The organism is Sphingomonas sp. LHG3406-1 (assembly GCF_029637485.1).
Taxonomy (GTDB): Bacteria; Pseudomonadota; Alphaproteobacteria; order Sphingomonadales; family Sphingomonadaceae; genus Sphingomicrobium.
Genome location: NZ_CP069128.1, coordinates 2,061,304 through 2,086,277 on the forward strand (window position 1 = coordinate 2,061,304; position 24,974 = coordinate 2,086,277).

Annotated in this window: 27 protein-coding genes; 16 read left to right on the forward strand and 11 right to left on the reverse strand. The window is 68.8% G+C overall.

Going from position 1 to position 24,974, the window contains the following annotated elements; translation table 11 throughout:
- Nucleotides 1-3: 3 nt before the first annotated feature.
- Nucleotides 4-1,296 (forward strand): MFS transporter, encoded by a 1,293-nt coding sequence (locus JOY29_RS10040; RefSeq protein ID WP_300973391.1) that lies wholly within the window; start codon nucleotides 4-6, stop codon nucleotides 1,294-1,296.
- Here JOY29_RS10040 and JOY29_RS10045 read toward each other — a convergent pair.
- On the reverse strand, nucleotides 1,293-3,596 hold the full coding sequence (locus tag JOY29_RS10045; RefSeq protein ID WP_300973392.1) for a CDC48 family AAA ATPase: 2,304 nt from the start codon (nucleotides 3,594-3,596) through the stop codon (nucleotides 1,293-1,295). The two genes, JOY29_RS10040 and JOY29_RS10045, sit on opposite strands and share 4 nt — an antisense overlap.
- Nucleotides 3,597-3,896: 300 nt before the next feature.
- Nucleotides 3,897-4,658 carry an SDR family oxidoreductase gene (locus tag JOY29_RS10050; RefSeq protein ID WP_300973393.1) on the reverse strand — a complete coding sequence of 254 codons (762 nt, stop codon included), beginning with the start codon at nucleotides 4,656-4,658 and terminating at the stop codon, nucleotides 3,897-3,899.
- 77 nt (nucleotides 4,659-4,735) lie between these two features.
- On the opposite strand from JOY29_RS10050, the gene JOY29_RS10055 reads away from it, so the two are divergent.
- Complete coding sequence (locus tag JOY29_RS10055; protein ID WP_300973394.1) at nucleotides 4,736-5,983, forward strand: DUF418 domain-containing protein; 1,248 nt, start codon at nucleotides 4,736-4,738, stop codon at nucleotides 5,981-5,983.
- Here the strand turns inward: JOY29_RS10055 and JOY29_RS10060 are convergent.
- Nucleotides 5,980-6,441, reverse strand: coding sequence for a peptidylprolyl isomerase (locus JOY29_RS10060; RefSeq protein WP_300973395.1), 462 nt, complete (start codon nucleotides 6,439-6,441; stop codon nucleotides 5,980-5,982). The two genes, JOY29_RS10055 and JOY29_RS10060, sit on opposite strands and share 4 nt — an antisense overlap.
- A 252-nt stretch (nucleotides 6,442-6,693) precedes the next feature.
- Here JOY29_RS10060 and mgtE point away from each other — a divergent pair, with 252 nt between their 5' ends.
- Together mgtE and JOY29_RS10070 are read left to right on the forward strand one after the other, a co-directional pair.
- Complete coding sequence (gene mgtE / locus JOY29_RS10065) at nucleotides 6,694-8,049, forward strand: magnesium transporter (RefSeq protein WP_300975521.1); 1,356 nt, start codon at nucleotides 6,694-6,696, stop codon at nucleotides 8,047-8,049.
- A 42-nt stretch (nucleotides 8,050-8,091) separates the two neighbouring features.
- The gene (locus JOY29_RS10070; RefSeq protein ID WP_300973396.1) at nucleotides 8,092-8,496 is read left to right on the forward strand and encodes a DUF1489 family protein; all 405 of its coding nucleotides are present in this window, start codon (nucleotides 8,092-8,094) and stop codon (nucleotides 8,494-8,496) included.
- Here JOY29_RS10070 and JOY29_RS10075 read toward each other — a convergent pair.
- From JOY29_RS10075 to JOY29_RS10085, 3 genes are all read right to left on the reverse strand, one after another.
- The gene (locus tag JOY29_RS10075; protein WP_300973397.1) at nucleotides 8,493-9,188 is read right to left on the reverse strand and encodes a DUF2807 domain-containing protein; all 696 of its coding nucleotides are present in this window, start codon (nucleotides 9,186-9,188) and stop codon (nucleotides 8,493-8,495) included. The genes JOY29_RS10070 and JOY29_RS10075 overlap by 4 nt on opposite strands.
- Before the next feature lie 48 nt (nucleotides 9,189-9,236).
- Nucleotides 9,237-9,956, reverse strand: a complete 720-nt coding sequence (locus JOY29_RS10080; RefSeq protein ID WP_300973398.1) for a head GIN domain-containing protein — start codon at nucleotides 9,954-9,956, stop codon at nucleotides 9,237-9,239.
- Between the two features lie 114 nt (nucleotides 9,957-10,070).
- Nucleotides 10,071-12,401 (reverse strand): S8 family peptidase, encoded by a 2,331-nt coding sequence (locus JOY29_RS10085; RefSeq protein WP_300973399.1) that lies wholly within the window; start codon nucleotides 12,399-12,401, stop codon nucleotides 10,071-10,073.
- Between the two features lie 125 nt (nucleotides 12,402-12,526).
- Here JOY29_RS10085 and JOY29_RS10090 point away from each other — a divergent pair, with 125 nt between their 5' ends.
- Genes JOY29_RS10090 through JOY29_RS10100 form a run of 3 tightly spaced genes read left to right on the forward strand, consistent with a single transcriptional unit; the run spans nucleotide 12,527 to nucleotide 14,531 of the window.
- Complete coding sequence (locus JOY29_RS10090) at nucleotides 12,527-13,219, forward strand: pyrimidine 5'-nucleotidase (RefSeq protein ID WP_300973400.1); 693 nt, start codon at nucleotides 12,527-12,529, stop codon at nucleotides 13,217-13,219.
- On the forward strand, nucleotides 13,219-14,040 hold the full coding sequence (gene dapD / locus JOY29_RS10095) for a 2,3,4,5-tetrahydropyridine-2,6-dicarboxylate N-succinyltransferase (protein ID WP_300973401.1): 822 nt from the start codon (nucleotides 13,219-13,221) through the stop codon (nucleotides 14,038-14,040). Before JOY29_RS10090 ends, dapD begins: the two co-directional genes overlap by 1 nt.
- A 5-nt stretch (nucleotides 14,041-14,045) precedes the next feature.
- Complete coding sequence (locus tag JOY29_RS10100; protein WP_300973402.1) at nucleotides 14,046-14,531, forward strand: histidine phosphatase family protein; 486 nt, start codon at nucleotides 14,046-14,048, stop codon at nucleotides 14,529-14,531.
- Here the strand turns inward: JOY29_RS10100 and JOY29_RS10105 are convergent, their stop codons facing one another.
- From JOY29_RS10105 to JOY29_RS10115, 3 genes are all read right to left on the reverse strand, one after another.
- Nucleotides 14,532-16,193, reverse strand: a complete 1,662-nt coding sequence (locus JOY29_RS10105) for a flotillin domain-containing protein (RefSeq protein WP_300975522.1) — start codon at nucleotides 16,191-16,193, stop codon at nucleotides 14,532-14,534.
- A 14-nt stretch (nucleotides 16,194-16,207) separates the two neighbouring features.
- Nucleotides 16,208-16,852 carry an OB-fold-containig protein gene (locus tag JOY29_RS10110; RefSeq protein ID WP_300975523.1) on the reverse strand — a complete coding sequence of 215 codons (645 nt, stop codon included), beginning with the start codon at nucleotides 16,850-16,852 and terminating at the stop codon, nucleotides 16,208-16,210.
- Between the two features lie 124 nt (nucleotides 16,853-16,976).
- Entirely contained in the window at nucleotides 16,977-17,528 is a 552-nt protein-coding gene (locus tag JOY29_RS10115) for a TlpA disulfide reductase family protein (protein ID WP_300973403.1), read from the reverse strand.
- On the opposite strand from JOY29_RS10115, the gene JOY29_RS10120 reads away from it, so the two are divergent.
- Both JOY29_RS10120 and galU read left to right on the forward strand, forming a co-directional pair.
- On the forward strand, nucleotides 17,527-17,889 hold the full coding sequence (locus tag JOY29_RS10120; protein ID WP_367280015.1) for a hypothetical protein: 363 nt from the start codon (nucleotides 17,527-17,529) through the stop codon (nucleotides 17,887-17,889). The genes JOY29_RS10115 and JOY29_RS10120 overlap by 2 nt on opposite strands.
- Entirely contained in the window at nucleotides 17,886-18,755 is an 870-nt protein-coding gene (gene galU / locus JOY29_RS10125; protein ID WP_300973404.1) for a UTP--glucose-1-phosphate uridylyltransferase GalU, read from the forward strand. Before JOY29_RS10120 ends, galU begins: the two co-directional genes overlap by 4 nt.
- Here the strand turns inward: galU and JOY29_RS10130 are convergent.
- Together JOY29_RS10130 and JOY29_RS10135 are read right to left on the reverse strand one after the other, a co-directional pair.
- The gene (locus JOY29_RS10130; RefSeq protein ID WP_300973405.1) at nucleotides 18,752-19,276 is read right to left on the reverse strand and encodes a response regulator; all 525 of its coding nucleotides are present in this window, start codon (nucleotides 19,274-19,276) and stop codon (nucleotides 18,752-18,754) included. The two genes, galU and JOY29_RS10130, sit on opposite strands and share 4 nt — an antisense overlap.
- Before the next feature lie 124 nt (nucleotides 19,277-19,400).
- On the reverse strand, nucleotides 19,401-19,967 hold the full coding sequence (locus JOY29_RS10135; RefSeq protein WP_300973407.1) for an HNH endonuclease: 567 nt from the start codon (nucleotides 19,965-19,967) through the stop codon (nucleotides 19,401-19,403).
- Between the two features lie 173 nt (nucleotides 19,968-20,140).
- On the opposite strand from JOY29_RS10135, the gene gluQRS reads away from it, so the two are divergent.
- The 7 genes from gluQRS to JOY29_RS10170 all read left to right on the forward strand — a co-directional run bounded on the left by gluQRS (nucleotide 20,141) and on the right by JOY29_RS10170 (nucleotide 24,974).
- Nucleotides 20,141-20,977 carry a tRNA glutamyl-Q(34) synthetase GluQRS gene (gluQRS, locus tag JOY29_RS10140; protein WP_300973408.1) on the forward strand — a complete coding sequence of 279 codons (837 nt, stop codon included), beginning with the start codon at nucleotides 20,141-20,143 and terminating at the stop codon, nucleotides 20,975-20,977.
- 12 nt (nucleotides 20,978-20,989) lie between these two features.
- Entirely contained in the window at nucleotides 20,990-21,193 is a 204-nt protein-coding gene (locus JOY29_RS10145; protein ID WP_300973409.1) for an HIG1 domain-containing protein, read from the forward strand.
- Between the two features lie 4 nt (nucleotides 21,194-21,197).
- Complete coding sequence (locus JOY29_RS10150) at nucleotides 21,198-21,755, forward strand: cob(I)yrinic acid a,c-diamide adenosyltransferase (protein ID WP_300975524.1); 558 nt, start codon at nucleotides 21,198-21,200, stop codon at nucleotides 21,753-21,755.
- Between the two features lie 68 nt (nucleotides 21,756-21,823).
- Nucleotides 21,824-22,447 (forward strand): flavodoxin family protein, encoded by a 624-nt coding sequence (locus JOY29_RS10155; RefSeq protein WP_300973411.1) that lies wholly within the window; start codon nucleotides 21,824-21,826, stop codon nucleotides 22,445-22,447.
- A complete protein-coding gene (gene egtB / locus JOY29_RS10160) occupies nucleotides 22,444-23,676 on the forward strand; it encodes an ergothioneine biosynthesis protein EgtB (protein WP_300973412.1) in 1,233 nt (410 codons plus the stop codon). The genes JOY29_RS10155 and egtB overlap by 4 nt, the downstream gene beginning before the upstream one ends.
- On the forward strand, nucleotides 23,660-24,619 hold the full coding sequence (egtD, locus tag JOY29_RS10165; protein ID WP_300973413.1) for an L-histidine N(alpha)-methyltransferase: 960 nt from the start codon (nucleotides 23,660-23,662) through the stop codon (nucleotides 24,617-24,619). The genes egtB and egtD overlap by 17 nt, the downstream gene beginning before the upstream one ends.
- Nucleotides 24,620-24,662: 43 nt before the next feature.
- Nucleotides 24,663-24,974, forward strand: coding sequence for a YggT family protein (locus JOY29_RS10170; protein ID WP_300973414.1), 312 nt, complete (start codon nucleotides 24,663-24,665; stop codon nucleotides 24,972-24,974).

Here is a 24,974-nt window from a genome sequence, read left to right on the forward strand (position 1 = left end):
GGCATGGCGGAGCGTAGCGGGACGAGGAAAGTGGGTGGGTCGGCGCTGACCACGCCACACTTCCTGCTGCTCTATTCCGCGATGCTGGTCGCGGCGGCAGGCAATACTGCGCTGCAGTCGGTCATGCCGGCGATCGGGCGTGCCATCGGCATCGCCGACTTCTGGGTCGCCATCGCCTACACGTGGAGCGCAGTGCTGTGGGTGTGGCTGGCGCCTTTCTGGGCCGAGAAAAGCGACCATCACGGCCGCAAGGCGCTGACCCTGCTCGGGCTCGGCGGGTTCGTCGTGTCGATGACCCTGTGCGGCGTCGTGCTGATCTTCGGCCTTCACGGCTGGACCGGGCCGGCGCTGACCTTCCTGCTGTTCGGGCTGTTCCGGGCAATCTATGGCGCGCTCGGCTGCGCGACGCCGAGTGCCACGCAGGCCTATCTCGCCTCGCGGACGCGGCGGGCGGCGAGGACGGCGCAATTGTCCGCGCTTTCGTCATCGTTCGGGCTGGGGACGATCGTCGGCCCGGCGCTGGCACCCTTGTTCGTGCTGCCCTTCATCGGTCTGCCGGGGCCGCTGTTCGCCTTCGCCCTGATCGCCATCGCCGTCTATGCGGCCATCGCCATCGGTTTGCCTGACGACCGCGGCAAGCCTGGGCGCGGGCGGGGGGCGGCGATGAGCTATCCGAGCCTCGCCTCGATGATCACGGGCGCGAGCGTGCGGGCGGCGACGGCGCCGAAGCGGGAGAAGAGGCTGTCGTGGCGCGATGGCCGGATCCGCTCGTGGATCGTGGCGGGCGTGATCGCCGGCCATGCGCAGGCGGCGACTCTGACCTGCATCGGCTTCTTCATCATCGACGTCCTCCGGCTGGAGCCGATGGGCGCCGAGGAGCCGATCGCCATCGTCATGATGGCCGGGGCCGGAGGGACTCTGGCCGCCCAATGGGGGCTGATCCCCCGCCTCGGCCTGTCCCCAAGGGCCCTGATCGTCTGGGGCTCGATCATCGCCGCCGCCGGTCTCGGCATCACCGCCGTCGCCGGCGACCTCTACGGCCTCGTGCTCGGGTTCGGTCTGGCCTCGATCGGCTTCGGCTTCACCCGGCCCGGCTTCACCAGCGGTGCCAGCCTCGCCGTCCCGCTGGCCGAGCAGGGCGGCGTGGCCGGCGTGATCACCTCGGCCAACGGCATCTCCTACGTGGCGGCGCCGGGCGTCGGAATGCTGCTTTACGCCGTCGACCCGCACCTTCCGTTCGGCATCGCGGTGCTGGTCGTGCTGGCGCTCGCCTGGTGGGGCCGCTCGCTGCGCTAGCCCTCCTTGCCGCCTGGTTTGGGCTTCAGCATGCCGGGCGTAACGAAGCCGATCCCGCCGCGATCGGGGCGCACGGCGTCGCTCTTCAGCGTATCCTGGATGCGCTCATATTCGGTCAGCATCTCGGGGGTCACGGAGGCGCGGGTCTCCTGCAGCGCCGCTTCGAAGTCGGCCATCGTCACCTCGGCGTTGCCAAGGTCGCGGCGGAGCGCCGTGAGGCCGGCCCGGCGAGTGAGGTCCTCGAGGTCGGCGCCGGTGAAGCGCTCGGTCCGGCGCGCCAGCACCTCGAGGTCGACGTCGTCGGACAAGGGCATGTTGCGAGCATGGATGGCGAGGATCCGCCGCCGGCCGGCGACGTCGGGCGGGCCGACATAGACCAGCTCGTCGAGGCGGCCGGGACGGAGCAGCGCCGGATCGATGAGGTTCGGCCGGTTGGTCGCGCCGATCAGAACGACGCTCTGCAGCTCCTCGAGGCCGTCCATTTCGGCGAGGATGGTGTTGACCACCCGCTCGGTCACCTGCGGCTCGCCGAAGCCGCCGCCGCGGGCGGGCACCAGGCTGTCCAGTTCGTCGATGAAGATGACGGTCGGTGCGACCTGGCGGGCACGGCTGAACAGGCGGGCGATCTGCTGCTCGCTCTCGCCATACCATTTGCTCAGCAGATCGGATGACTTGATCGATATGAAGTTCGCCTGGCTCTCCCGCGCCGCCGCCTTGGCAAGCAGGGTCTTGCCCGTGCCCGGCGGGCCATAGAGGAGGAAGCCTTTGGCCGGTCGGATGCCGAGGCGCTTGAAGGCGTCGGGATGCTTCAAGGGAAGCTCGACGCCTTCCTTCAGCTTGGCCGCGGCCTTGTCGAGGCCGCCGACATCGTCCCAGCCGATGGTCGGCACCTGCACCATCACCTCGCGCATGGCCGAGGGCTGGACCCGCTTCAGCGCGTTGTCGAAGTCGCTCGCAAGGACGCTCAGCCGGTCGAGCACCTCGGTCGGGATGGTCCCGTCGGCGAGGTTCAGTTCGGGCATGATGCGGCGCACGGCCTCGAGCGCCGCTTCGCGCGTCAGGGCGGCAAGGTCGGCGCCGACGAAGCCGTAGGTCCGGCGGGCGAGGCCATCGAGGTCGACCCCGTCGGCGAGCGGCATGCCGCGGGTGTGGATACCGAGGATCTCGCGGCGGCCGGTCTCGTCCGGCACGCCGACGACAATCTCGCGGTCGAAGCGGCCGGGCCGGCGAAGCGCCTCGTCGATCGCCTCGGGCCGATTGGTGGCGGCGATGACGACCAGGTTTTGGCGCGGCTCGAGCCCGTCCATCAGCGTCAGCAGCTGGGCGACCAGGCGCTTCTCGGCTTCGCCCGACACTTGGCCGCGCTTGGGCGCGATGGAATCGATCTCGTCGATGAAGATGATCGAGGGCGCGGCCTGGCCGGCCTCCTCGAACAGCTCGCGCAGCTTCTTCTCGGACTCGCCGTAAGCGGAGCCCATGATCTCCGGGCCGGCGATGTGGAAGAATTGCGCGTCGCTTTCATTGGCCACGGCGCGGGCGAGGCGGGTCTTGCCGGTGCCGGGCGGGCCGTGGAGCAGCACGCCCTTGGGCGGATCGACGCCGAGGCGCTGGAACAGCTCGGGATGGCGCAGCGGAAGCTCGACCATCTCGCGTAGCGCATCGATGGTGGAGCGCATGCCGCCGAGATCGTCGTAGGTGACGTCGGCGCGCCGTTCGCCATGCTGTTCGGTATATTCGGGAAGCAGCTCGACGACCGTGTCGCGGTCGATGTGGACGATCCCGCGCGGCGTGGTGCCGACGACCGCAAGGCGCACTTCCTGGAGCGCGAAGGCGGGGGCGTTGAGAAGCTGGCGTACATGGTCGGGCATGTCCGCGTTGACGCGCTGGTGACCGGCGGTAGCGACCGTGTCGCCGGCGGTCAGCGGACGTTCGGCAAAGCTGCGCTTCAGCGCCTCGGACGAGCCCTGCAGGCGGACGTTGTTCTGAGCGGGCGCGAATACGACGCGGGTCGCGGGCTTGGAGGTGGCGCGGCGAACCTCGACGAAGTCGCCCGAACCGACCCCGGCATTGGCGCGCTGAAGGCCGTCTAGGCGGATGATGTCGAGGCCCTCGTCATCGCCATAGGGGCGAATGGCGCGGGCCGGGGTGGAGCGCTTGCCGACGATCTCGATCACGTCGCCGTCCGACAGGCCGAGCGCGTCCATGATGGACTTGGGCACGCGGGCGATCCCGCGGCCGCTGTCGGCCGGCGGAAGATTGGCCACCTGAAGGCGGCGGATGTCGGTCTCGATGTCAGCCATTCATTGCTCCCTAGCACCGCCTAACGGTGGCGGGCCGTTGCGGTTCAATGTGGAGCGCGAAGCGGCGAGGTAAAGGGAGGGACGAAAAAGGCATGGCGTCCAGATCGTCCAGTTTGCCTTTTGTACTCGGGCAAGCGGCGGTCGAGAGGGCGGCGGTGGCGACGGTCCGGCGCACGCTTCGATCGTATCAGGCGGAAAGGCTGTAGGACAGGGCAAGCGTCGCTTCGTCCCGGCGCAAGCGCGAACCGCCGGACGGTATGGCGGATCCGCGCCTGAGGTTTTGGCCTTCGCCGGAATGCGCTACTTCAGCACGCCGGCGATCCGGCGCATGATGGCGCGGGGGAGGAAGCGGGCGCCCTGCGCGCCGACCTTGTTCATCGTGCCGGGAACGACGATCGCCCGGTTGGCGGACAGGCCGGCGAGGCCCGCCGCAGCGACCGGGCCGGGCTGGGCGGAAAGCTTGTCAAAGGTTTCACCGACCTTCTGCTCGAAGCCGGCAATCGTTCCGAATTCGGTCGCGACCGGGCCGGGGCAGAGGGCGGTGACGTGGACGCCGGTGCCGCGCACCTCTTCGTGGAGCGCTTCGGTGAAGCTCAGCACATAGGCCTTGGTGGCGAAGTAGACGCCCATGCCGGGGCCGGGCTGGAAGGCGGCGGTGGAAGCGACATTGAGGATACCGCCCCGCCCGCGCTCGATCATGGCCGGGAGGACTCCGCGGGCAAGTTCGGTCAGAACACCGCAATTGAGATCGATCATCTGGCGCAGGCGCTTGGGGTCCTGCTCGGAGACGCGCCCGCGCAAGCCGAAGCCAGCATTGTTGACGAGGCAGTCGACATGCTCGCCATGCCCAGCGACGTCGGCCAGCAGCCGCTCGGCGGCATCGGGTTCGGCAAGGTCGAGCGCCACGGCGCGGGCATTGCCGAGCTCACCGGCGAGCGCCTCGATCCGTTCCTTGCGGCGGGCGACCAGCACCAGCCGCGCGCCTTGCGCCGACAGCTGGCGGGCGAACTCGACTCCGATTCCGGCCGAGGCGCCGGTGATGAGGACGATGGGGCTGGTCATGGGATCGGGGCTCCTCTGGCGCTGGACTGCCGGTTGTGAGACACTCGGCCCGCTAAACGACATGGGGGCCCAGGTCGATGCAAGCGGAAGCGACTGCGCCGGTCGCCGCGGGAGAGCGGCTTGGCATCCTCGACGCGCTGCGGGGCTGGGCGCTGGCCGGCGTACTGATGGCCAACATGGTCGTGTTCATCGGCTTCGGCTATGCCTCGGAAGCGGAGCGGACGGCGGCCCTCGGCAGCCAGCTGGACGATGCCGCCGAGCTGCTGATCCAGTGGCTGGTCGTCGGAAAGTTCTACTCGCTGTTCTCGCTGCTGTTCGGGATCGGCTTCGCGGTCCAGCTCGCCCGGCTCGAGCAGCGCGGGGAGGGCGTGCCGCGCTACGTCCGGCGGCTGGCGGTGCTGTTGCTGATCGGGCTGGCGCACTTGTTCCTGCTGTGGATGGGGGACATACTCGCGCTCTATGCGCTGATGGGCGGGCTGCTGCTGCTGTTCCGCCGGACGAGCGACCGGGCGCTGCTTCGCTGGGCGGTCGTGATGTGGGCCGTACCGATCGGCTGGTCGGCGCTGATCCATCTTGCGGGGCTCAACGCGGCCCAGCCGATCTACGGGGCGGCGATGCGGGGCCTGACTACAAACGGGGTCGACCTCAACATCAGCGCAGCGACCTGGTTCAACGGGGCCAACTATCGCGAGCAGCTGGCGATCAAGCCGGCGGAGGTGCTGCTGCGCCTTGGCGACCTCACCTATCAGATGCGCTTCACCAAGGTGCTGGGCATGTTCCTGATCGGATTGTGGGTCGGGCGGCGGGCCCTGTTCGCGGCGACGCCGGAGACCAGACCACTGCTGGCCCGAACCATGAGGTTCGGCATCGGCATCGGGCTGCCGCTGTCGTTCGCGAGGGCGGTCCTGGGCATGGTGGCGGGGGACGATGGCACGCTGAATTTCGTCGAGGAAGCGCTCTACTGCCTGTCAACGCCGACGCTGGCGCTGGGCTATGCGGCGGGCTTCTGCCTGCTGTGGAACGACGGCTGGCAGCGCCTGCTCGCCTGGCCGGCGCCGGCCGGGCGCATGGCGCTGACTAATTATCTGTCGCAGTCGCTGATCCAGATCTTGCTGTTCACCGGCGCTGGGCTGGCGCTTGGCAATGTCTTCGGCCTCGCCTTCGTCATCCCGTTCACGGCGGCGATCTTCGCCTTCCAGGTGGCGTCAAGCGGCTGGTGGCTGGCGCGCTGGCGCTTCGGCCCGATGGAGTGGCTGTGGCGGAGCCTGACCTACGGGCGGGCGCAGCCGATGCGGCTGGCCGCGCCCGCAATCGTGGCCACTTAAGCGACGGTCGCCTTGACGATGCGACCCGGCTCGCGCGGGGGTTCGCCGACGGGGAGGGCGTCGACATGCTCCATGCCGCTCTCGACCTGGCCCCAGACGGTATACTGGCGGTCGAGGAAGCGGGCGTCGTCGAAGCAGATGAAGAACTGGCTGTTGGCGCTGTTCGGCTGGTTGGTGCGCGCCATCGAGCAGGTGCCGCGGACGTGCGGCTCCGCGTTGAATTCGGCCTTGAGGTCGGGCTTGGACGAGCCGCCGGTGCCGTCGCCGCGACCACCGTCGCCGCCCTGCGCCATGAAGCCGGGGATCACCCGGTGGAAGGGCACGCCGTCGTAGAAGCCTTCGCCGGCGAGCTCGGTGATGCGCTGGACGTGGCCGGGGGCCAGGTCGGGGCGAAGGCGGATGACGACGTCGCCGCCGCTCGACAGGGTGAGGGTCAGGGTCTGGGGCTGGTCGGCCATGCGCATGTTCCTTTGGCTTGGAGGTTCGGCGGGGCACTTAGGGACTGGCGGCGGCAAGCGCCAGCCTGAGGGGCGATGCGGAAGTCGGTGTGATCCTCCGAAGGGGTGACAAGCCCGGCGGTCCGTGACAGGGAGCGGCCGGGCCACACCAGCAACGTCGACAGGAGGAGCAGCATGAGCGAGCGCGAACCGCTTGATGCCGAACTGCTGCCCGCCTCCGGGACGGTAGCGGAGGAGCCTGAGGCCGAGGTGATGGACGCCGAGGACCGGCTCCGCCCCGATTTCGTCGAGCGGGTGCTCGATGCGGTGGACGAGGGCGATGCCGAGACCGCGCGGGCGCTGGTCGAGCCGCTTCACCCGGCCGACGTCGCCGACCTCATCGAACTCGCCCGTGCCGACGAACGCGAGGGGCTGGTCGCGGCGCTGGCCGAGCTGGTCGACGCGGACGTGCTCGCCGAGCTGAACGAGCATGTCCGCGAGATCCTGATTTCGGAGATGGCGCCGGAGCGGGTGGCGGAGATCGCCGGCGAGCTCGACACCGACGACGCGGTCGCGATCATCGAGGACCTCGAGGAGGACGAACAGCGCGCCGTGCTGCGGGCGATGGAGCCGGACGACCGGGCGGCCATCGAGGAAGCGCTCACCTACGGCGAGGAGACCGCCGGGCGGCTGATGCAGCGCGACCTGATCGCGGTGCCGGCGCATTGGAATGTCGGCCAGGTGATCGACTATCTCCGCTCCGAAGACGAGCTCGCCAACGACTTCTGGGAAGTGTTCGTCGTCTCACCGGTCCATCATCCGGTCGGGACCTGCAAGCTGTCGACCATCCTCCGCTCGCCCCGAGCGACGAAGGTGGCGGACATCATGATCGAGGAGCAGACGCTCATCCCGGTCGACATGGACCAGGAAGACGTGGCGCTGCGCTTCCAGAAATATGCGCTTGTCTCCGCCGCCGTGGTCGACGCGAGCGGGCGGCTGGTCGGCATGATTACCGTCGACGACATCGTCCACATCATCCAGGCCGAGGCGAGCGAGGACGTGCTCTTGCTGTCCGGTGCCGGGGAGGGCGACATCAACGAGCCGGTGCTCGAGAGCTACAAGGCGCGCGTCCGCTGGCTGATCGCCAACCTGCTGACGGCCCTGCTGGCGTCCACCATCATCCGCCTGTTCGAGGATTCGATCGAGCGGCTGGCGATCCTCGCGGCGCTGATGCCGATCGTGGCAGGGGTCGGCGGCAATGCGGGCACGCAGACGCTGGCGGTGACGGTGCGCGCGCTGGCGACCAACCAGCTGACGGGCTCCAACCGCTGGCGAGCGGTCGGGCGCGAGATGCGGGTGGCGCTGATGAACGGGCTGACGGTGGCGACCGTGGTCGGCATCGCGGTGACCCTGATCCTGGGATCGGCCCAGCTCGGCGGGGTGATCGCGGCGGCCATGCTGTTCAACGTGCTGATCGCCGGCGCGGCGGGCGTGCTGGTGCCGCTGACCTTGGAGCGCTGGGGCGCCGACCCGGCGGTGGCGAGCAGCATCTTCGTCACCATGGTTACCGACTCGATGGGCTTCCTGCTGTTCCTCGGCATGGCCACGGCGGCGGGCCTCACGGGCTAAGGGCTACTTGGCGCAAGTCGCTGCGAGCGCTAGATAATCCGGGTGCCGCTACATCTCACCAAAGTCGCCATGGGCTGTTCCGACCTGCCGTCGCTCGAGCGGCGCTGGGCGACGCGTGGCGAGGGCGGCGAGGTCAGGATCGTGACCCGCATGCGGCCCAAGCGGATGGCCGAGATCCTGGAGGGCGGGGCGCTCTACTGGATCGTCAAGCACCGGCTGGTCGCCTGCACGGCGATCCTGCGCTTCGACGACCGGCCGGATGGGCGGCTGGACATCGTCTGCTCAGAGCGGCTTCAGCCTGTCGCGGCGACTCCGAAGCGGGCGCACCAGGGCTGGCGCTATCTGTCCCATGAGGATGCGCCCAAGCCCGGCGACAATGACGACAGCGGACTGAGCCTGCTTCCGCCGCGGCTGTACGGCCGGCTGGCTGCGCTGGCGCTGGTCTAGCGGACGCTGCGGCAGCCGCTGACGGTGACCGAGCCGCTCGCCTTGACGATACAGGCGGGATTGCCGTCGACCTGCACCTGGACGGTGCCCGAAGCGGTGATGGTGGCCCGGTCGCGCGCGGCGACCCGGACTGCGCCCGCGCCGTCGGTGGCGAGGATGAGTTCGTCGGCGGCGAGGCTGCCGGCGGCAAGGGAGGCGAGGCCGCGCGTCAGGTAATTGGCGGACTTGGTCCGGCCGGCGAGCGAGAGACTGCCGGTGCCCTGGGCGGTGGCGCTGACCCGGTCGGCGGTGACCGCGCCCACGCTGAGCGTGCCCGACCCCTGCATGGCGAGATCGATCGAAAGACCACTCATCCGGTCGATCGACAGGCTTCCGGCGCCGACCAGCAGCGCGCTCTTGAGGTCGGGCGTCGAGACGGCGATTCGGACCGGGCTTCCGCTGCCTTCATAGCCAAAGCCGCTGCGCCGGCGGACGATGAGGGTGCGACCTTCGACCCTCAGATCGATGGCATCGATCGCGGAGGCCTGCCCCTCGGCGCGGGCCGATGGTGCCTTGCCCGTCGTCAGCGTGACCGCATAGGGCGCTTCCACCCGGACCCGGTCGAAGCTGGTCACGCTATAGTTGCGGGGCAGCCCTGCGGCGGCGACCGGAGTCGTCGCGGCGAGCAGGAAGAGGGCGAGGAAGCGTGTCATGACGCTCATCCTCGCCCCAGAATGGTTAACAGCGCCTCAAGGCTCGGCTCAGCTGCAGCGGACCTCGCCGCTGCCGCGCTTGCTGGTCGTGCAGCGGGCGCCGCCGCTGACATCGATGTTGCCCGATCCCGCGACGCTGGCCTCGGCCTCGCCGGTGACTCGGGCGCGCAGGTCGCCGCTGCCGGCGACGCCGAGCTTGGCGCGGACCGCCGTCAGGCTCGACGCGTCGACGTCGCCCGAGCCCGCGACGCCGATCTCGAGATTGTCGGCGCGGCCGCGTGCACTGGCGTCGCCCGAGCCGGCGAGCCCGATCTTGAGCTGCTTGACCGCGACGTCGCCAAGCCTGAGGTCGCCCGATCCAGCGACGCCGGCTTCAAAGCTGTCGCCGGTGATGCGGTCGATGGCGAGGTCGCCGGAGCCGGCCAGTTCGGCCTTCTGGAGCGAAGGCACGGTGATGGTCACCCTGGCACTCTGGCCGTTCCAGCTGAAGCCACGCATCATGCCCTTGGACATGGGCCGGATCTTGAGCGTGCCGTTCTCGACGACGACTTCCATGGCGTCGATCAGCTTCTGCTCGCCCGAGGCGGCAACCGACGCTGCCTTGCCGGTCGCAACGGTGACGTCGAACGGGCCGGCGACGGCCAGCTTGTCGAAGTCGGGAACCGGGAAGTTGCGGCTGACGCTGGGGCCCGTTTCCGCCTGGCTTTCGGAGCAGCCGGCCAGGCTTGCGACGACGAGGCTGGCGGCGGCGAGAAGGTGATGGCGCATATGGTCTCCCCTGGCTGTGTTGCGGACATAATACAGCAGGGTGACGGCAGGTGCAAATGCAAAAGGCGCCGTCCGCTGGGGACGACGCCTTTGCTTCCATGAAGAGGGCGGGGCTTAGAAGCCGAGGCTGAAGCGTACGGCGCCACCGACGTCGGCATCTGCGGCGGCGATGTGGCCGGGCTGGCGGCGGACGAACAGGTTGCCGCCGAGCCAGCCGGTGGCGAGCATGCGGCGCTGGTAGCTCAGTTCCGCGTCGACCTCGCGGCCGCGCGGGACGAGGCTGGAGCGGACGATGCTGTAGCCGGGGGTCAGCGTGCCATAATCGTAGGAGGTCGGCAGGCTGACCGCGAAGCCGCCGCCGTCGATCCGAAGCGGCTGCGACAGGCGCAGGCCGAACAGGTCGTCGCCGGTGAGCAGCCCGGTCTTGGCGAGGTCAAAGCCATAGGCTCCGCTGGTGAAGCTGCCGCCGGCGAAGCTGGTCCAGCCGCGGCGCGCGCTGAGGCTTGCGGTCCAGCCCCGGCCGAGGTCGCGGCGGGCCTCGATGTCGAGGAAGTTGGTGCCCGCGCCGCCGCCGCCGAGGAGATCGGCCATGTGGCCGCCGAGGATGCTGCGTTTCTCTTCGAGGCGGCCGAGGCCGGCGGACAGCCAGGTGCGGCCGAAGCTGCGATCGAGCGACATGCTGGTCCAACGGTAGGGCGCGCCGAGGGCACCAGTGCGGATTTCGCTGTAGACCTCGCCGGTCTCGCCCGAGAGGGTCATTCCGACTGGTCCGAGGTTGCGGCGGACGGCGAGCGCGCCACCGCGCCGGGCATCGAAGCCGGGATTGCCGGCAATGTCGCGGGCGACCAGGAAGGCGCCGGAATTGGCACCCGAAAGGCGCCGCTCCATCGCCTTGGCGCCCTCGGCGAAGCCGAGCGCGATGGCGGTGCGATCGTCGAGCCGGGCCACGGCCGAGCCGGCGACCAGCCGCGCCTTGCGCATGTCCTCGGGGCCGATCCCGGTCTGGCGGAGGGAGAAGCCGGCGCCGTTGCGATTCTCGGCGACGGTCATGGCGATGCTGACGGGGCCGGCCTGGCCGCCGGCGACCTGGATCGAGCCGCCGAGCGCCCGGTGCAGCGGCTCGGTGCGCGGGGCGCTGCGGATGCCGCGCGCGAGATCGACCGCGAACGCGCGCGAATAGCCGTCGAGGACGATCGCGCCGAGGCCGTTCCCGCCGACCGGCGGGGCATCGCCGGAGGCGGGCGGTGCACTCGACGACCCGGTGATGGGCTCGCCGCTGCCGGCAAGGGTCATGGACCCGATCGGCTGCATGGCGCGGGTGACGTTGAGCCGGCCGCGGCCGAAGATGCTGTCGGTGCCTGCCACGCCGAGGTCGTCGGCGCTGCGGAAGAGGATGTCGACGATCTGCGCGCCGGTGAGATTGGGAAAGGCCGAGGCGAGGAGGGCGACGGCGCCGCTGACGGTCGGGGCGGCGAAGCTGGTGCCGCTCCAGCGGGTCCAGGCGCCGTCCTTGTCGACCGTCCGCACGCCGGAGCCAATCGCCGCCAGATAGTTGCTGGCGGCGGTGCCGGCGCGATTGCTGAAGGAGGAGAGCTGGTCGAGGCCGACGGTCGACCCGCCGCTCATCGAACCGACCGAGCCGGCGATGATCACCTGACCCGGGAAGTAGCCGGCGGGCACGGCGGCGAAAGGATCGGCGTTCACGCCCTCGGGCTTGTCGCCGTCATTGCCGGCGGAAATGACGATCACCACGCCCTTGTTCACGGCACGCTGGAGGGCCGCGATGAGGGTCGAGCCCGGGGCCGAGCCACCGAGCGACATGTTGATGACCCGCGCTCCGGCGGCGACCGCCGCATCGACGCCGCGCGCGATGCTCGAGTCGGCGAAGGAGCAGCCGTCTCCTTCCGTGTCGGTGCAGCTGCCAGGCGTGTCGGCACGAAGGGCGATGATGGTCGAGTCGAAGGCGACCCCATGCATGTAGTTGCCGTCATTGTTGGCGGCGATGACTCCGGCGACGGCGGTGCCGTGGCCCTTGTCGTCGCCCATCGACCGTCCGCCGGTGGTGACGTCGCGGCTGGCCGAATCGATCCGGCCTGCGAACTCCGACAGGGTCGTATTGATGCCGCTGTCGATCACGCCGACCTTGATGCCCTGGCCGGTGGCGCCCTTGTTGTAGGCCGCGATCGCACCCGAGGCGACCGCCGCGTTCGAGTAGCTGTACTCGGGCGTGTTGTAGTTGACCGTGGTGACCGGCGGCGGAGCCGGGGTCGGAGTCGGAGTGGGCGACGGGGTTGGCGTCGGCGCGGGCGTGGGCGCCGGAGCCGGGGTGGCGCTGGTCGGGGGCGGCGGAGTTGAGCCGACGCTGCCGCCGCCACCGCCGCCACCGCAGGCGGACAGGCTCAGCATCACGAGGCTTGCGGATGTTCCAAGCAGCGCCTTGCGCATTGTTCGTCGACCTTCCCGATAAAGACGCAACTGACTAAGATTGAACGACTTTTCTTGTAGCAGAATATGCTTAACAAAAGCTTTCGTTTTGCTGAGAGACGGATCCGACGCTAGGAACCGCGCCTATGGCTGGTTTCCCGATCTCTCCCGCGCACCAGGCGCGCTTCGGCCATGTCGAGAGCTGGATCTTCGATCTCGACAACTGCCTTTATCCGGCCTCGACCGGACTGTTCGCGCTGATCGACGAGCGGATGGGCGCCTACATCCAGCGCCTGCTGGGCGTGGAAGCGGAGGAGGCGCGGCGGATCCAGAAGCATCATTTCCATACCCATGGGACGACGCTGGCCGGGCTGATGAAGGAGCATGGGGTCGATCCCCACGACTTCCTTGACGACGTCCACGCTATTGCGCTCGACCGAGTCGGAGCGAACGAGCGGCTGGCGCGGGGGCTGGGCAGGCTGCCGGGACGCAAGTTCGTCTTCACCAATGGCGACGCGCCCTACGCCCGGCGGGTGCTGGAGCGAATCGGAATCCACGACCAGTTCGAGCATCTGCACGACATCCACGCCTGCGAGCTGAGGCCGAAGCCGCAGGCCCACGGCTATGAGTTGCTGTGCGCACGCATGGGCATCGATCCGACGCGCGCCTGCATGGTGGAAGACATGGCGCAGAACCTGCGGCCGGCGAAGGCGCTGGGGATGACGACGGTGTGGGTGGACAATGGCTCGGAGCGCGGCAATCACGACTGCGACCCCGGCCATATCGACCTGACGATCACCGACGTCGCCGAATGGCTGCACGAGCTTCTGGAGGAATAATGATCGACCTTGCCGCCATCATCGACCGCGCCTGGGAGGCACGCGACACGGTGGGAACCACGACCGGCGGCGACGTGCGCGACGCCGTCGACCAGGCGCTGGCGCTGCTCGACAGCGGCAAGGCGCGGGTCGCCGAGCCGGGGGCGGACGGCTGGACCGTCAACCAGTGGCTGAAGAAGGCGGTGCTGCTGAGCTTTCGGCTGAATGCGATGGAAGCGATCCCTGGCGGCCCCGGTGGTGCGCCCTGGTGGGACAAGGTGCCGAGCAAGTTCGACGGCTGGGACGCTGCGCGCTTCACCGACGCGGGCTTTCGCGCCGTGCCGGGCGCGATCGTGCGGCGCGGCGCCTACATCGCGCCGGGCGCGGTGCTGATGCCGAGCTTCGTCAACCTCGGCGCCTATGTCGGCGAGGGAACGATGGTCGACACCTGGGCGACGGTCGGCAGCTGCGCGCAGATCGGCCGCAACGTCCACATCTCGGGCGGGACGGGGATCGGCGGCGTGCTCGAGCCGCTGCAGGCCGGACCGGTGATCATCGAGGACGATTGCTTCATCGGCGCCCGCAGCGAGGTGGCCGAAGGCGTGGTGGTCGAGCGCGGCTCGGTCATCAGCATGGGCGTGTTCCTGGGGGCGAGCACCAAGATCGTCGACCGTGCGACGGGCGCGATCAGCTATGGCCGTGTGCCCGCTTATTCGGTGGTGGTTCCGGGAACGCTGCCGGGGAAGGACGGCGGGCCGGGGCTGGCCTGTGCGGTGATCGTCAAGACGGTGGACGAACGGACGCGCTCGAAGACGGGCATCAACGAACTGCTGCGGGACTGAGTGCGATGCTTCGGGCCTTGCTCGCCTCGAGCCTGCTGGCGGTGGCCGGGTGCGCGACGATGCCGTCGGACAGGCCGGTGCCGAACATCTATGTGACGCGCCACCTCCATACCCCCGAGGGCGTGCCCAATGCGCAGCTGACCGAGGAGGGCCGGGCGGCGGCGGTTCGGCTGGCCGACTGGCTGGCCAAGGACCCGCCGGCGACGATCCTCGTCAGCGAAACCGACCGGGCACGCGACACGGCGGCGCCGACCGCCGCGCGCTACAAGGCGGCCGTGCTGGTCTATGATCCGAAGGACACGCCGGCGCTGGTCGAGCAGGTGCTGGCGACGAAGGGAACGGTGCTGGTGGTCGGCCACAGCAATACCGTTCCCGACATCGTCGCGGGCGTTGGCGGCGAGCGGCCGGGACCGCTGGTGCACAAGGATTTCGGCGACATCTGGCACATCAGCGGGCCGGCGCGGACGACCGCCCGGCACCGCCTGCCCTGATCACTCCGCCGGCTTCGCCGATGCCTCGTCGCTGGTCGGCGCCGGCGGGTTGCCGATCTTCCCGGCTTCGGTGACGAGGTTGTCGAGGCTCTGGCCGTCGAAGCCGAGCTCCTTCATCAGCCCGTCGACGATCGGCGCCTGGGCACGGTAGCGGAGGGCGGCATTGACCGCGCTGCTGGCGAGATTGCCATTGTCGACCATGGTCGCGCCGCCGCCGCCCGCGCCGCCGCCGCCACCGTTGAGGCCGTCGACCTGGATGATCTTGATCGAGTCGATCGCCTCCATCGGCTTGGCCGCTTCGCGCACCACTTCCGGCAGGACCTTGAGCAGGGCCAGCTTGGTCTGCAGTGAAATCTGGTCAGAGGAGAGCAGGTTGGCAGCTTCGTTGACGGCGCGCTGGCCGGCGGCCTCGACTTCGAAGCGAACCCGGGCGGCCTCGGCGCGCAGCTTCTCCGACTCGGCTTCGCCCTGGGCGGCGAGGCGGAGGGCTTCGGCGCGGTCGGCGGCCGCCTGCTTGTCGGCTTCGGCCTGGACCTTGATGGCGATGGCGGCGCGCTCGGCCTCGCGGCTGGCATCGATCAGCTCGATCCGCTTCTGGCGCTCGGCGACTTCGGTCTCGCGGGCGGTGCCGACGCGTTCCTCGGCGGCGACGGCTTCGGCACGGGCCTTGTCGGCCTCGGCCTTGGCCTGGCTCTCCTCCCGGCTCTTGTTCTGAACTGCGATCTGCTGCTCCTGGCGGGCAATCTCGACGGCCTGGACCTGCGCGATCTTGGCCTGCTCGATCAGGCGGTTGGCCTCGATCTGAGCGCTGTCGGTCTTCTGCTTGGCCTCGATCCTGGCCTGCTCGGCCTCGCGGCTGCGAACCGCCTGCTCCTGAGCCACTTCAGCCATTTGGGCGGCGCGGCGGACCTCCACTTCACGCTCCTGCTCGAGCCTGGCGAATTCACCGTCACGGCTGATCTCCAGGCTGCGGCGTTCGGCGTCGAGGTTCTTGGCCTCGATCTGGACGCGGGTCTCCTGCTCGATGTCGTTGCGGGCTTTCTTGCGCAGCTCGATCTGCTCGGTGAGCTTGGTCAGGCCCTCGGCGTCGAAGGCATTGTTGGCGTTGAAATGCTCGATCGAGGTCTGGTCGAGGCCGGTCAGCGACACGGATTCAAGTTCGAGGCCGTTCATCGCCAGATCGGCGGCACTGACCTGCTGCACCTTCTGGACAAATTCGGCGCGTTGTTCGTGGAGCTGGGCCATGGTCATGCCAGCGGCGACCGAGCGGAGGGCGTCGACGAACTTGCCCTCGATCAGCTCCTTCAGGCTGTCGGGATGCATGGTCCGCTGGCCAAGGGTCTGGGCGGCAATGGCGATGCTCTCGGCGTCGGGCCGGACGCGGACGTAAAATTCCGCCTTCACGTCGATCCGCAGGCGGTCGAGGGTGATGAGAGCGTCGCTGTTCTTGCGCTCGACCGCGAGGCGGACGGTGTTGAGGTTGACCGGCATGGTTTCGTGGAGGACCGGGAGCACCAAAGCGCCGCCGTTCATGACGACCTTCTCGCCGCCAAAGCCGGTGCGGACGAAGCCGATTTCCTTCGATGCCCGCTTGTAGAGGCGGGTGAGGATAAAGCCGATCGTCAGCAGCGCGACGAGGATGATTGCGGCCGGGACGGCCATGTCGAGGTAAGCGGTCACGAAAGTCCCCCTGTAGTGAGACGACGGCCGAGCATCCGATCGTCGATGTCGAGTTGCAGTTCCTCGCCTTCGGCGAGGCCGATGAAGATGTCGCCTTCGCGGCGGACCAGCAGCAGCACCTGGCCTTCGCCGGCCGCCGTTCGTTCGTCGGTCGGCTCGACCATGACGAAGTGCGGCTGGCCGTGCTGATCGATGACCCGAGCACGGGCGGGCGAGCCGAGACGAGCGATTCCGACGGTCACCGTGGCGCGCTTGCCGATCAGGCTGTCGCGCAGGATGGCGGTGGTCTCGTCGCGGGGCAGGATGCGGGCGGCACCGCGGGCGGTGATGCCGAGCAGCGGCAGGCCGAGCGCGGCGGCGGCGGGTCCTGCGAGCCAGGGCGAGAGCGGTGCGCCGAGCAGGCCGCCGGCGAGCTGCTGGAGCGCGAAGCCGACCATTGCGAACAGGCCGAGGAAGAGGATGAGCAGGATGAGGAGCGGGACTTGGCCGATCCCGAGCCAGCCGAGGAAATCACCTTCCGCGTGGAGCGAGGCATCCACGTCGACGCTGCCCAGGCCGAGGCCGATCGCCTCGACGAGGCCGATGAGGATCATCAGCACCAGCGCCACCGCGAACGGCGCATTGGCCGGGCTCAGCAGCATTTCCACGGCGATTCACCCCCTCGAAACATGGATCGAGTGTGACCGGGCTTAAGAAGGGAATCCAGCAAAACCGGACGTTTGCTGCTGCTCCTCGTCGCTTTTCGAGGTTAATGCGCGCGCCGGGTCAGCGCGCTTCGCCGAGCAACCCAGCCGCCTTGGCGCCGGACCAGTCGAGGTCGCCGGTGTAGCGCCAGATCTCCTTGCCGTCCGAGCCGAAGAGGATGGTGGTGGGAAGGATCTGGCTGCCGAGCGCACTCGACACGGCCATCTCGGCATCCTGATAGGCTTCGAGGCCGATCTTGCGCTCGGCGAGGAAGGCGCGGACCTGCTCGGGGGCGCTGGTGTCCTGGCTGAGGGCCATCACCTGCGGCGCGCCGGGACGATCGGCCAGCGCGTCGAGGGTCGGCAGCTCCTTGACGCAGGGCGCGCACCAGGTGGCCCAGAGATTGACCAGCAGCGGCTTGCCGGCGGCGATGGCGGACAGGCTGGTCTCCTCGCCGTCACCGTCGCGGATCGGGGTGTCCGGCATGGCCTTGCCGGCCTGGCTGCGATCAAGGCCCGGGCCGCCGGGACGCGCGGCTTCGGTGCCGCCGGCTTGGCTTTGGGTGCCGCTTTGCCTATCGCAGCCGGCGGTCAGCAACGCCGCCAGCGCGGCGGCAAGGATGAGAGCACGCATGGGAGAGCGCTTGGCGCCGAACGGCCAGCCGCACAAGCTTGGGCTTTGGCCCATTGCGGTGGTGCTCGGCCTTGCGCTCGCCGGATGCGGGCGGGTCGGTGACCTCAGGCCGCCGCCCGGCCAGTCGCTTCCGGTCAAGCCGGCGCTCGCCCGCGCGACCCCGACGCCCGAGGAGCTGATGACGCCGCCGCCGATCGCCCGGCCGGTGCGCGTCGACGAGATCCTGCGCCGGTCCGAACCGCGCCGTCCCGACCGGTTCGACCTGCCGCCGCCGAGCGGTGCCGACGCCGCGCCGGAACCGGAAGGCGACAGCAGCGCTACCCCGAACGACGATCAAACCCGAGTTCAGGAGCCCCGGTGATTTCAAGCTTCAAGCCCGTCCGCAAAGCCGTCTTCCCCGTCGCGGGGCTCGGCACCCGGTTGCTGCCCGCGACCAAGACCATGCCCAAGGAGATGCTGACGGTGATCGACCGTCCGCTGATCCAATATGCGGTGGACGAAGCGCGCGAGGCCGGAATCGAGCAGCTGATCTTCGTCACCGGCCGGGGCAAGTCGAGCCTGGTCGATTATTTCGACGTCTCATTCGAGCTCGAGACGACCATGCGCGCCAAGGGCAAGAGCCTGGAGGTGCTGGAGCTTTCCCGCGCCGATTATGGCGAGCTGATCAGCGTCCGCCAGCAGCAGCCATTGGGCCTCGGCCATGCGGTCTGGTGCGCGCGGCACGTGGTCGGCGATGAACCATTTGCGGTGCTTCTTCCGGACGACCTGATGGCCGGGAGTCCGGGTGCGCTGGCCCAGATGGTGGAAGCCTACAACAAGGTCGGCGGCAACATCGTCTGCGCCGAGGAAGTCGCGCCGGAGAAGACGGCGAGCTATGGCATCGTCACGCCGGGCGCGAGCGACGGCAACCTCACGGAAGTAACGGGGCTGGTCGAGAAGCCGAAGCCCGAGGTGGCCCCGTCGCTGCTGGGGGTGATCGGCCGTTACATCCTGCAGCCCGAAGTGATGCAGGTGCTCGACGAACAGGAGCCGGGCGCGGGCGGCGAGATCCAGCTGACCGACGCCATGGCCAAGCTGATCGGACGCCAGCCCTTCCATGCGGTGAAGGTCGATGCGGTGCGCCACGATTGCGGCGACAAGGCCGGCTACGTGCTGGCGACGCTCAAGCTCGCCATGCAGCGCGACGACCTGGCGCCAGCGGTGCGGGAAGCGCTCGCCGGGCTCTAGACGCTCAGCCGCCGGCGCTCGGCCTCGAGCGCGTACATGCGGTCCTTGAGTTCGCCGATCTCGATCGCCTTCATCGCGGCGCGCGCATCCATGGCGTCGCGGTCGGCGCGGAGGGCGGCGATGTGGCGGGCGGCGGCGAGGCGGCGCTCGATCCGGGCGACCAGCAGTTCGAAGTGGAAGGGCTTGAGCAGGACGTCGTCTGCGCCCGCGGCATAGGCGCGGACGGCCGGGTCCGGTTCGGAGCGGCCGGCGAGCAGCATGACGGGAAGAAGGGAGAAAGGCTCGGACTCGCGGATGGCGCCAGTCAGCTCGGCGCCGCTCATCGGTCCCATGACGAGTTCGGCGAGCAGGAGGTCGATCGGGCGGCGGTGAAGTTCGCCGAGCGCGCCAGAGCCGTCGGCGGCGGTGGCGATGCCGTAGCCTTCTGCGCCCAGCCGCTTCGCCAGCACCGCGAGATGCCCGCGATTGGGGGTGACGACGAGCAGCCGCGCGCGCGGCCTTGGGAAAGCGGACGGGGACATGCGCCCAGTCTCGTTCCAAATGGTTAACGAGACGTTAGGAAGTGGGGGGGCGCTAATCGTTGGTTCCGCCCGGCCCCGTTGCAAAGCTCTCGTGGTCGCGATCCCGTGCTTTGATGCCGCGGCGCTAAGCCTCCAGCTCGACGTCCCAGTAGAGATAGTCCCGCCAGCTTTCGTGGAGGTAGCCCGGCGGAAAGGCGCGGCCATGGTCCTGGAGTTGCCAGCTGGTCGGGCGCTCGGGCCAGCGGGCAATGCTCATGCCCGCCTGGCGCGGGGTTCGGCCGCCCTTGCGGAGGTTGCAGGGCGCGCAGGCCGTGGCAACATTCTCCCATGTTGTCCGTCCGCCCTGGGCACGGGGAATGACATGGTCGAAGGTCAGTTCCCGGTGCGACCCGCAATAGACGCAGCGGAAGCGGTCGCGAAGGAACAGGTTGAAGCGGGTAAAGGCCGGATGCTCGCTCGGCCGAACGAACTGGCGAAGCGCGATGACGCTCGGCAGCTTGAGCGTGTGATTGGGGCTGTGCACCTCGCGGTCGTAGTGCGCGATGACGTCCACCCGTTCGAGGAACATCGCCTTGACCGCCGTCTGCCACGGCCACAGGCTCAGCGGATAGTAGGAGAGGGGCGTGTAGTCGGCGTTGAGCACCAGCGCCGGACAAGAGTCTGGGTGGCGAATGAGTTCGGGATGATACACGAGCGCGCGGTCTCCGTTCGGTCCTGCCGAACGCGCCCCTCCGGCCTCGTCGCACGCAAGGAGGAGAGACCGTCTTCGGCCGCTTCCCTTGTGCCCACCGGATGCCAAGCCGATGTGACGCCCTCATGAATCGCAAGTTGCGGAATCGCGGTCAAGAGTCTTTGCCGAACGAAATGATCACGCGATTCGCTCCCTCGCCGACCGGTCGGCTGCACCTTGGGCATGCCTATAGTGCCGTGCTGGGGCGGAAACTGGGAACGCGCTGGCTGCTGCGGATCGAGGACCTCGATCCCGGCCGGGCGCGGCCCGAGTTTGTCGACGGGATCATGGAGGATCTCGCCTGGCTCGGGCTCGCGCATGACGGCGCGCCGATCGTCCAGTCCGGGCGCACGCACCTCTATGCCGAGGCGCTGGAGCGGCTGAAGGAGCAGGGCCTGGTCTATCCCTGCTTCTGCACCCGCGCCGACATCGCCGCATCGTTGACCGCGCCGCATGGGGACGCGGGGAGCGCCTATCCGGGCACGTGCCGAGGACTGAAGGACGATCCCGAGCGGCGGGCGAGAGTACCGCACAGCTGGCGGCTAGATTCAGCCAGGGCGGTCGAGGCGGCGGGCGGCCTGCCGTGCTGGCGCGAGCAGGACGGACGATTATTCGAGGCAAGGGTCGAGATGATCGGGGACGCGATCCTCGCCCGCAAGGACGCGCCTTCGTCCTATCATCTCGCCTGCGTGATCGACGATTCGGCGAGCGGCGTCACCCATGTGGTGCGGGGCGAGGACCTGAGGCCGTCCACGCCGATCCAGCGGCTGCTGCAGACACTGCTCGATCTCGCCGAGCCGACCTATGTTCATCATCCGCTCGTCACCCATGAGGACGGCCGCCGGCTGGCCAAAAGGGATCAGGCGCCGACCCTGTCCGCGATGCGCGAGGCGGGCGTGGACGGGCGGGCGCTGGCGGAGCAACTAACCACGGGCTTCCTGCCTACTGGTTATCGCCTGTCGGGGCATTAGATAGGAGGCATCATGAACACGCTCCTCATCATCGCGCTGGTGGTCGCCATGGCAGCGACCGCCTACGTCCTCGTCCGCGGGGTTCTCGCCATGGCTTCGGGCAAAGTCGGCAACCAGGAACAGCAGCAGCAGTGGATGCGCAAGCGCGTGCTCTACCAGGGCATCGCCATCTTCATCGCCGCCGCCATCCTGATGCTCGCCAGCGCTGGGAGCTGATCCGCTGGTCAAGCTCAACAGGATCTACACCCGCACCGGCGACGCCGGAACCAGCGGGCTGGTCGACGGCAGCCGGGTCAGCAAGGCTTCGGCGCGGATGCATGCCATCGGCGAGGTGGACGAGGCCAACAGCGCGATCGGGCTTGCCGTCGCCGACCTGGACGGCGAGGCGAAGGCAGCGCTCGGGCGGGTGCAGAATGAATTATTCGACCTCGGTGCCGACCTTGCGACCCCCGGTGAGATGGAGGGAGCGCTTCGCATCCTCGCGAGCCAGGTCGAGCGGCTCGAGCGCGAGATGGACTCGATGAACGAGGCGCTGACGCCGCTGACGAGCTTCATCCTGCCGGGTGGCTCGCGGGCAGTGGCGGCGCTTCACCTCGCCCGGGCAACCGTGCGGCGGGCCGAGCGGTGGACGGTGGCGCTGGCGGCGGAAGAGGCGATCAACCCGCAGGTGCTCGCCTATCTGAACCGGTTGTCGGACCATCTGTTCGTGACTGCGCGCCACGTCGCGGCGGGCGAGGGCGGCGACGTGCTGTGGCAGCCGGGGGCGACCCGCACCTAGGCGAAAGCCGTAAGGGACCGATCCGCCGCTCGCGAGTTGTTACAAAAACGACCCGCATCGGAGGACACGTGCCGCTCACTGCCATTGCGCTCAATGCCACTCTCAAGCCCTCGGGCGACGAAGCCTCTTCGACCGACCGGATGATCGATCTCGTTCGCGACGACCTTGGCAAGCATGGCGTCGAATGGGCCGGCACGATCCGGCTGGCCGATCACCGGATCAAGCCGGGGGTGACCTCGGACGAGGGCGATGGCGACGAGTGGCCGCAGATCCGCAAGCGGATCCTCGAGGCGGACATCCTCGTGTTCGGGACCCCCATCTGGCTCGGCCAGCTGTCGAGCCTTGCCAAGCTGGCGCTGGAACGGATGGACGCCTTCCTGTCGGAAACGGACGACAAGGGGCGGATGCCGAGCGCAGGCAAGCTGGCGGTCGCGGCGATTGTCGGCAACGAGGATGGCGCGCACCGGGTCACCGCCGACCTCTTCCAGGCGCTGAACGACGTCGGCTGGACGATTCCCGCGGCTGCCGCGACCTATTGGGTCGGCGAGGCGATGCACAAGAAGGACTTCAAGGAACTGGAAGAGGTGCCGGACGAGGTCACCCAGACCATCGCCATGCTGGCCTCCAACGCCGCGCATCTCGCCGGCCTGCTTGGACGCGAGCGCTATCCGGGAGTAGACAAGGGGGCATGAACGTCGCCCTTCCCGTCCGGGAGGCCTCGATCGAGGAACGGTTGCGTGCCACGCGCGCCCTGACCCTTGCCCTCGCCAGGCCGCTGAGCGATGCCGAGGCGACGGTTCAGCCGATGCCGGACGCGTCGCCTGCCAAGTGGCACCTCGCCCACACCAGCTGGTTCTACGAGACCTTCCTGCTGCGCGACCGGCTGGCGGGCTACCGGCCGTTTGACGAGCGCTGGGCGTTTCTGTTCAACAGCTATTATGAGGGTGAGGGCGCCCGGCTGGCGCGCGATCGGCGGGGCATGCTGGCCCGGCCAACGCTGGACGAAGTGCGGTCCTATCGCGCCCACGTCGACGAGGCGCTCGAACGCGTCATGCCCAGGCTCGACGCACGCGGGTGGGAGATCGTCGAGCTCGGCATCAACCACGAGCAGCAGCATCAGGAGCTGTTCCTCACCGATATCCTCGCCACCTTCGCCGCCAATCCGCTGGAGCCGGCTTATGGCTCTGCGCCCATGCCTCCGCGCGCCTCCGACCTGCCTCTGGACTGGCTTGCCGGCAGTGCCGGTGCGGTCGAGATCGGCGCGGCGGGCGGCGGCTTCGCCTTCGACTGCGAGCGACCGCGGCATACTGTCTGGCTGCAGCCGCATGCCATTGCCAGCCGTGCGGTCACCAATGCCGAGTGGCAGGCCTTCATCGACGATGGCGGCTATCGAACACCGACGCTGTGGCTCAGCGATGGCTGGGACTGGGTCCGTCGCGAAAGGGTCACGGCGCCGCTCTACTGGCTCGATGATGGGGACAGCTTCACCCTTGCCGGCCGCCGTGCCCTCGATCCTCACGCGCCGGTCGCCCATGTCAGCTACTTCGAGGCGGACGCCTTTGCGCGCTGGGCCGGCGTTCGGCTGCCGACGGAAGCGGAATGGGAGGTCCTTGCGCGCTCGGCCGATGCGGCTGGCGGCAACCAGCTCGACGAGGCCGGCGCGGTGATGCCGATGCCGGGCGGCGCCCTGTTCGGGGATGTCTGGTGCTGGACCGGCTCGGCTTTCCTTGCGCATCCGGGCTTCCGGCCGGAGGAAGGGTCGATCGGCGAGTATAATGGCAAGTTCATGAGCGGGCAGATGGTGCTGAAGGGCGCCAGCTGCGCGACCCCGCGCGGCCATTCCCGCGTCACCTACCGCAACTTCTTCCCGCCGTCGGCTCGGTGGCAGTTCACGGGAGTGCGCCTTGCTCGAGACAGCTGAGAGATCGAAGCAGGATTTTGCCCGCGGGGTGCTCGAGGGGTTGGCCCAGGAGCCGCCGGCGATCGCCGCGCGCTGGCTTTACGATGATGCAGGCTCGGCCCTGTTCGACGACATCACGGACCTGCCGGAATATTATCCCACGCGGACGGAGATCGGCATCCTGCGCGATCGACGCGACGAGATTGCCGCCGCGGTCGGTCCTGGCCGGTCGGTCATCGATTATGGCGCGGGGTCGCTGACCAAGACGCCGCTGCTGATCGAGGCGGTGAAGCCGGCCGTCTATGTGCCGGTGGATATCAGCGGTCCGTTCCTGCGCGACAGCGCGGCGGCGCTGGGCGAGCGTTTTCCCGACCTGCCCATCCATCCGGTCGAGGCCGATTTCACCCGCGCCTTCACCCTTCCGGCGGAGGTGTCGCGGCACCGGCGTCTGGGCTTCTTTCCGGGCTCGACGATCGGCAATTTCGTGCCGGAAAGCGCGGTCGATCTGCTGCGCTCCTTCCGCACGACGCTTGGAACCGGGGCGCTGCTGCTGATCGGCTTCGACCGGCTGAAGGACGAGCGCCGGCTGGTCGCGGCTTATGACGATGCGGCGGGCACGACCGCGGCGTTCAACCGCAACCTGCTGGAGCGGATGAACCGCGACCTTGGCGCCGACGTCGATGTCGAGGCCTTCGCCCACGAGGCGCGCTGGAACGAGCGGATGGCGCGGATCGAGATGCACCTGGTCGCTCGCCGAGCGACCGCGTTCATGGTCGCCGGGCACCATTTCCATTTCGAGGCGGGCGAGACCATCCATACGGAGAACAGTCACAAATACACGCTCCACAGCGCAAGGCTGCTGCTTCTGTCGGGCGGCTGGACCCCGCTTCAGGAGTGGAGCGACGCGAACGACGACTTTTCGCTCATCCTCGCCCGGTCCGAAGCGGAGCGGTTCGCACCGTGAGGCCCGTGTTGCCTGCCCAACACGGGGCAGGTAGGAGGCGCTCATGATCATCCTGCGCACGCTCCTCGAGATCGCCGCCATCCTGCTCAACGTGATGTGGTGGCTGATCATCATCCAGGTGATCCTGTCCTGGCTGGTCGCCTTCAACGTGCTGAACACCGCGAGCGAAGGAATCCGGCGGTTCGTCGTCGGGCTCGACCGCTTCCTCGAGCCGCTCTACCGGCCGTTCCGCAGGATCCTGCCGGACTTCGGCGGGCTCGACCTGTCGCCGATGGTCGTGCTGCTGCTCATCTCCATCCTCATCAACCCGGTCATCTCGAACACGCTGCGTTCCCTGCCGCCGGCCGGGATGTGA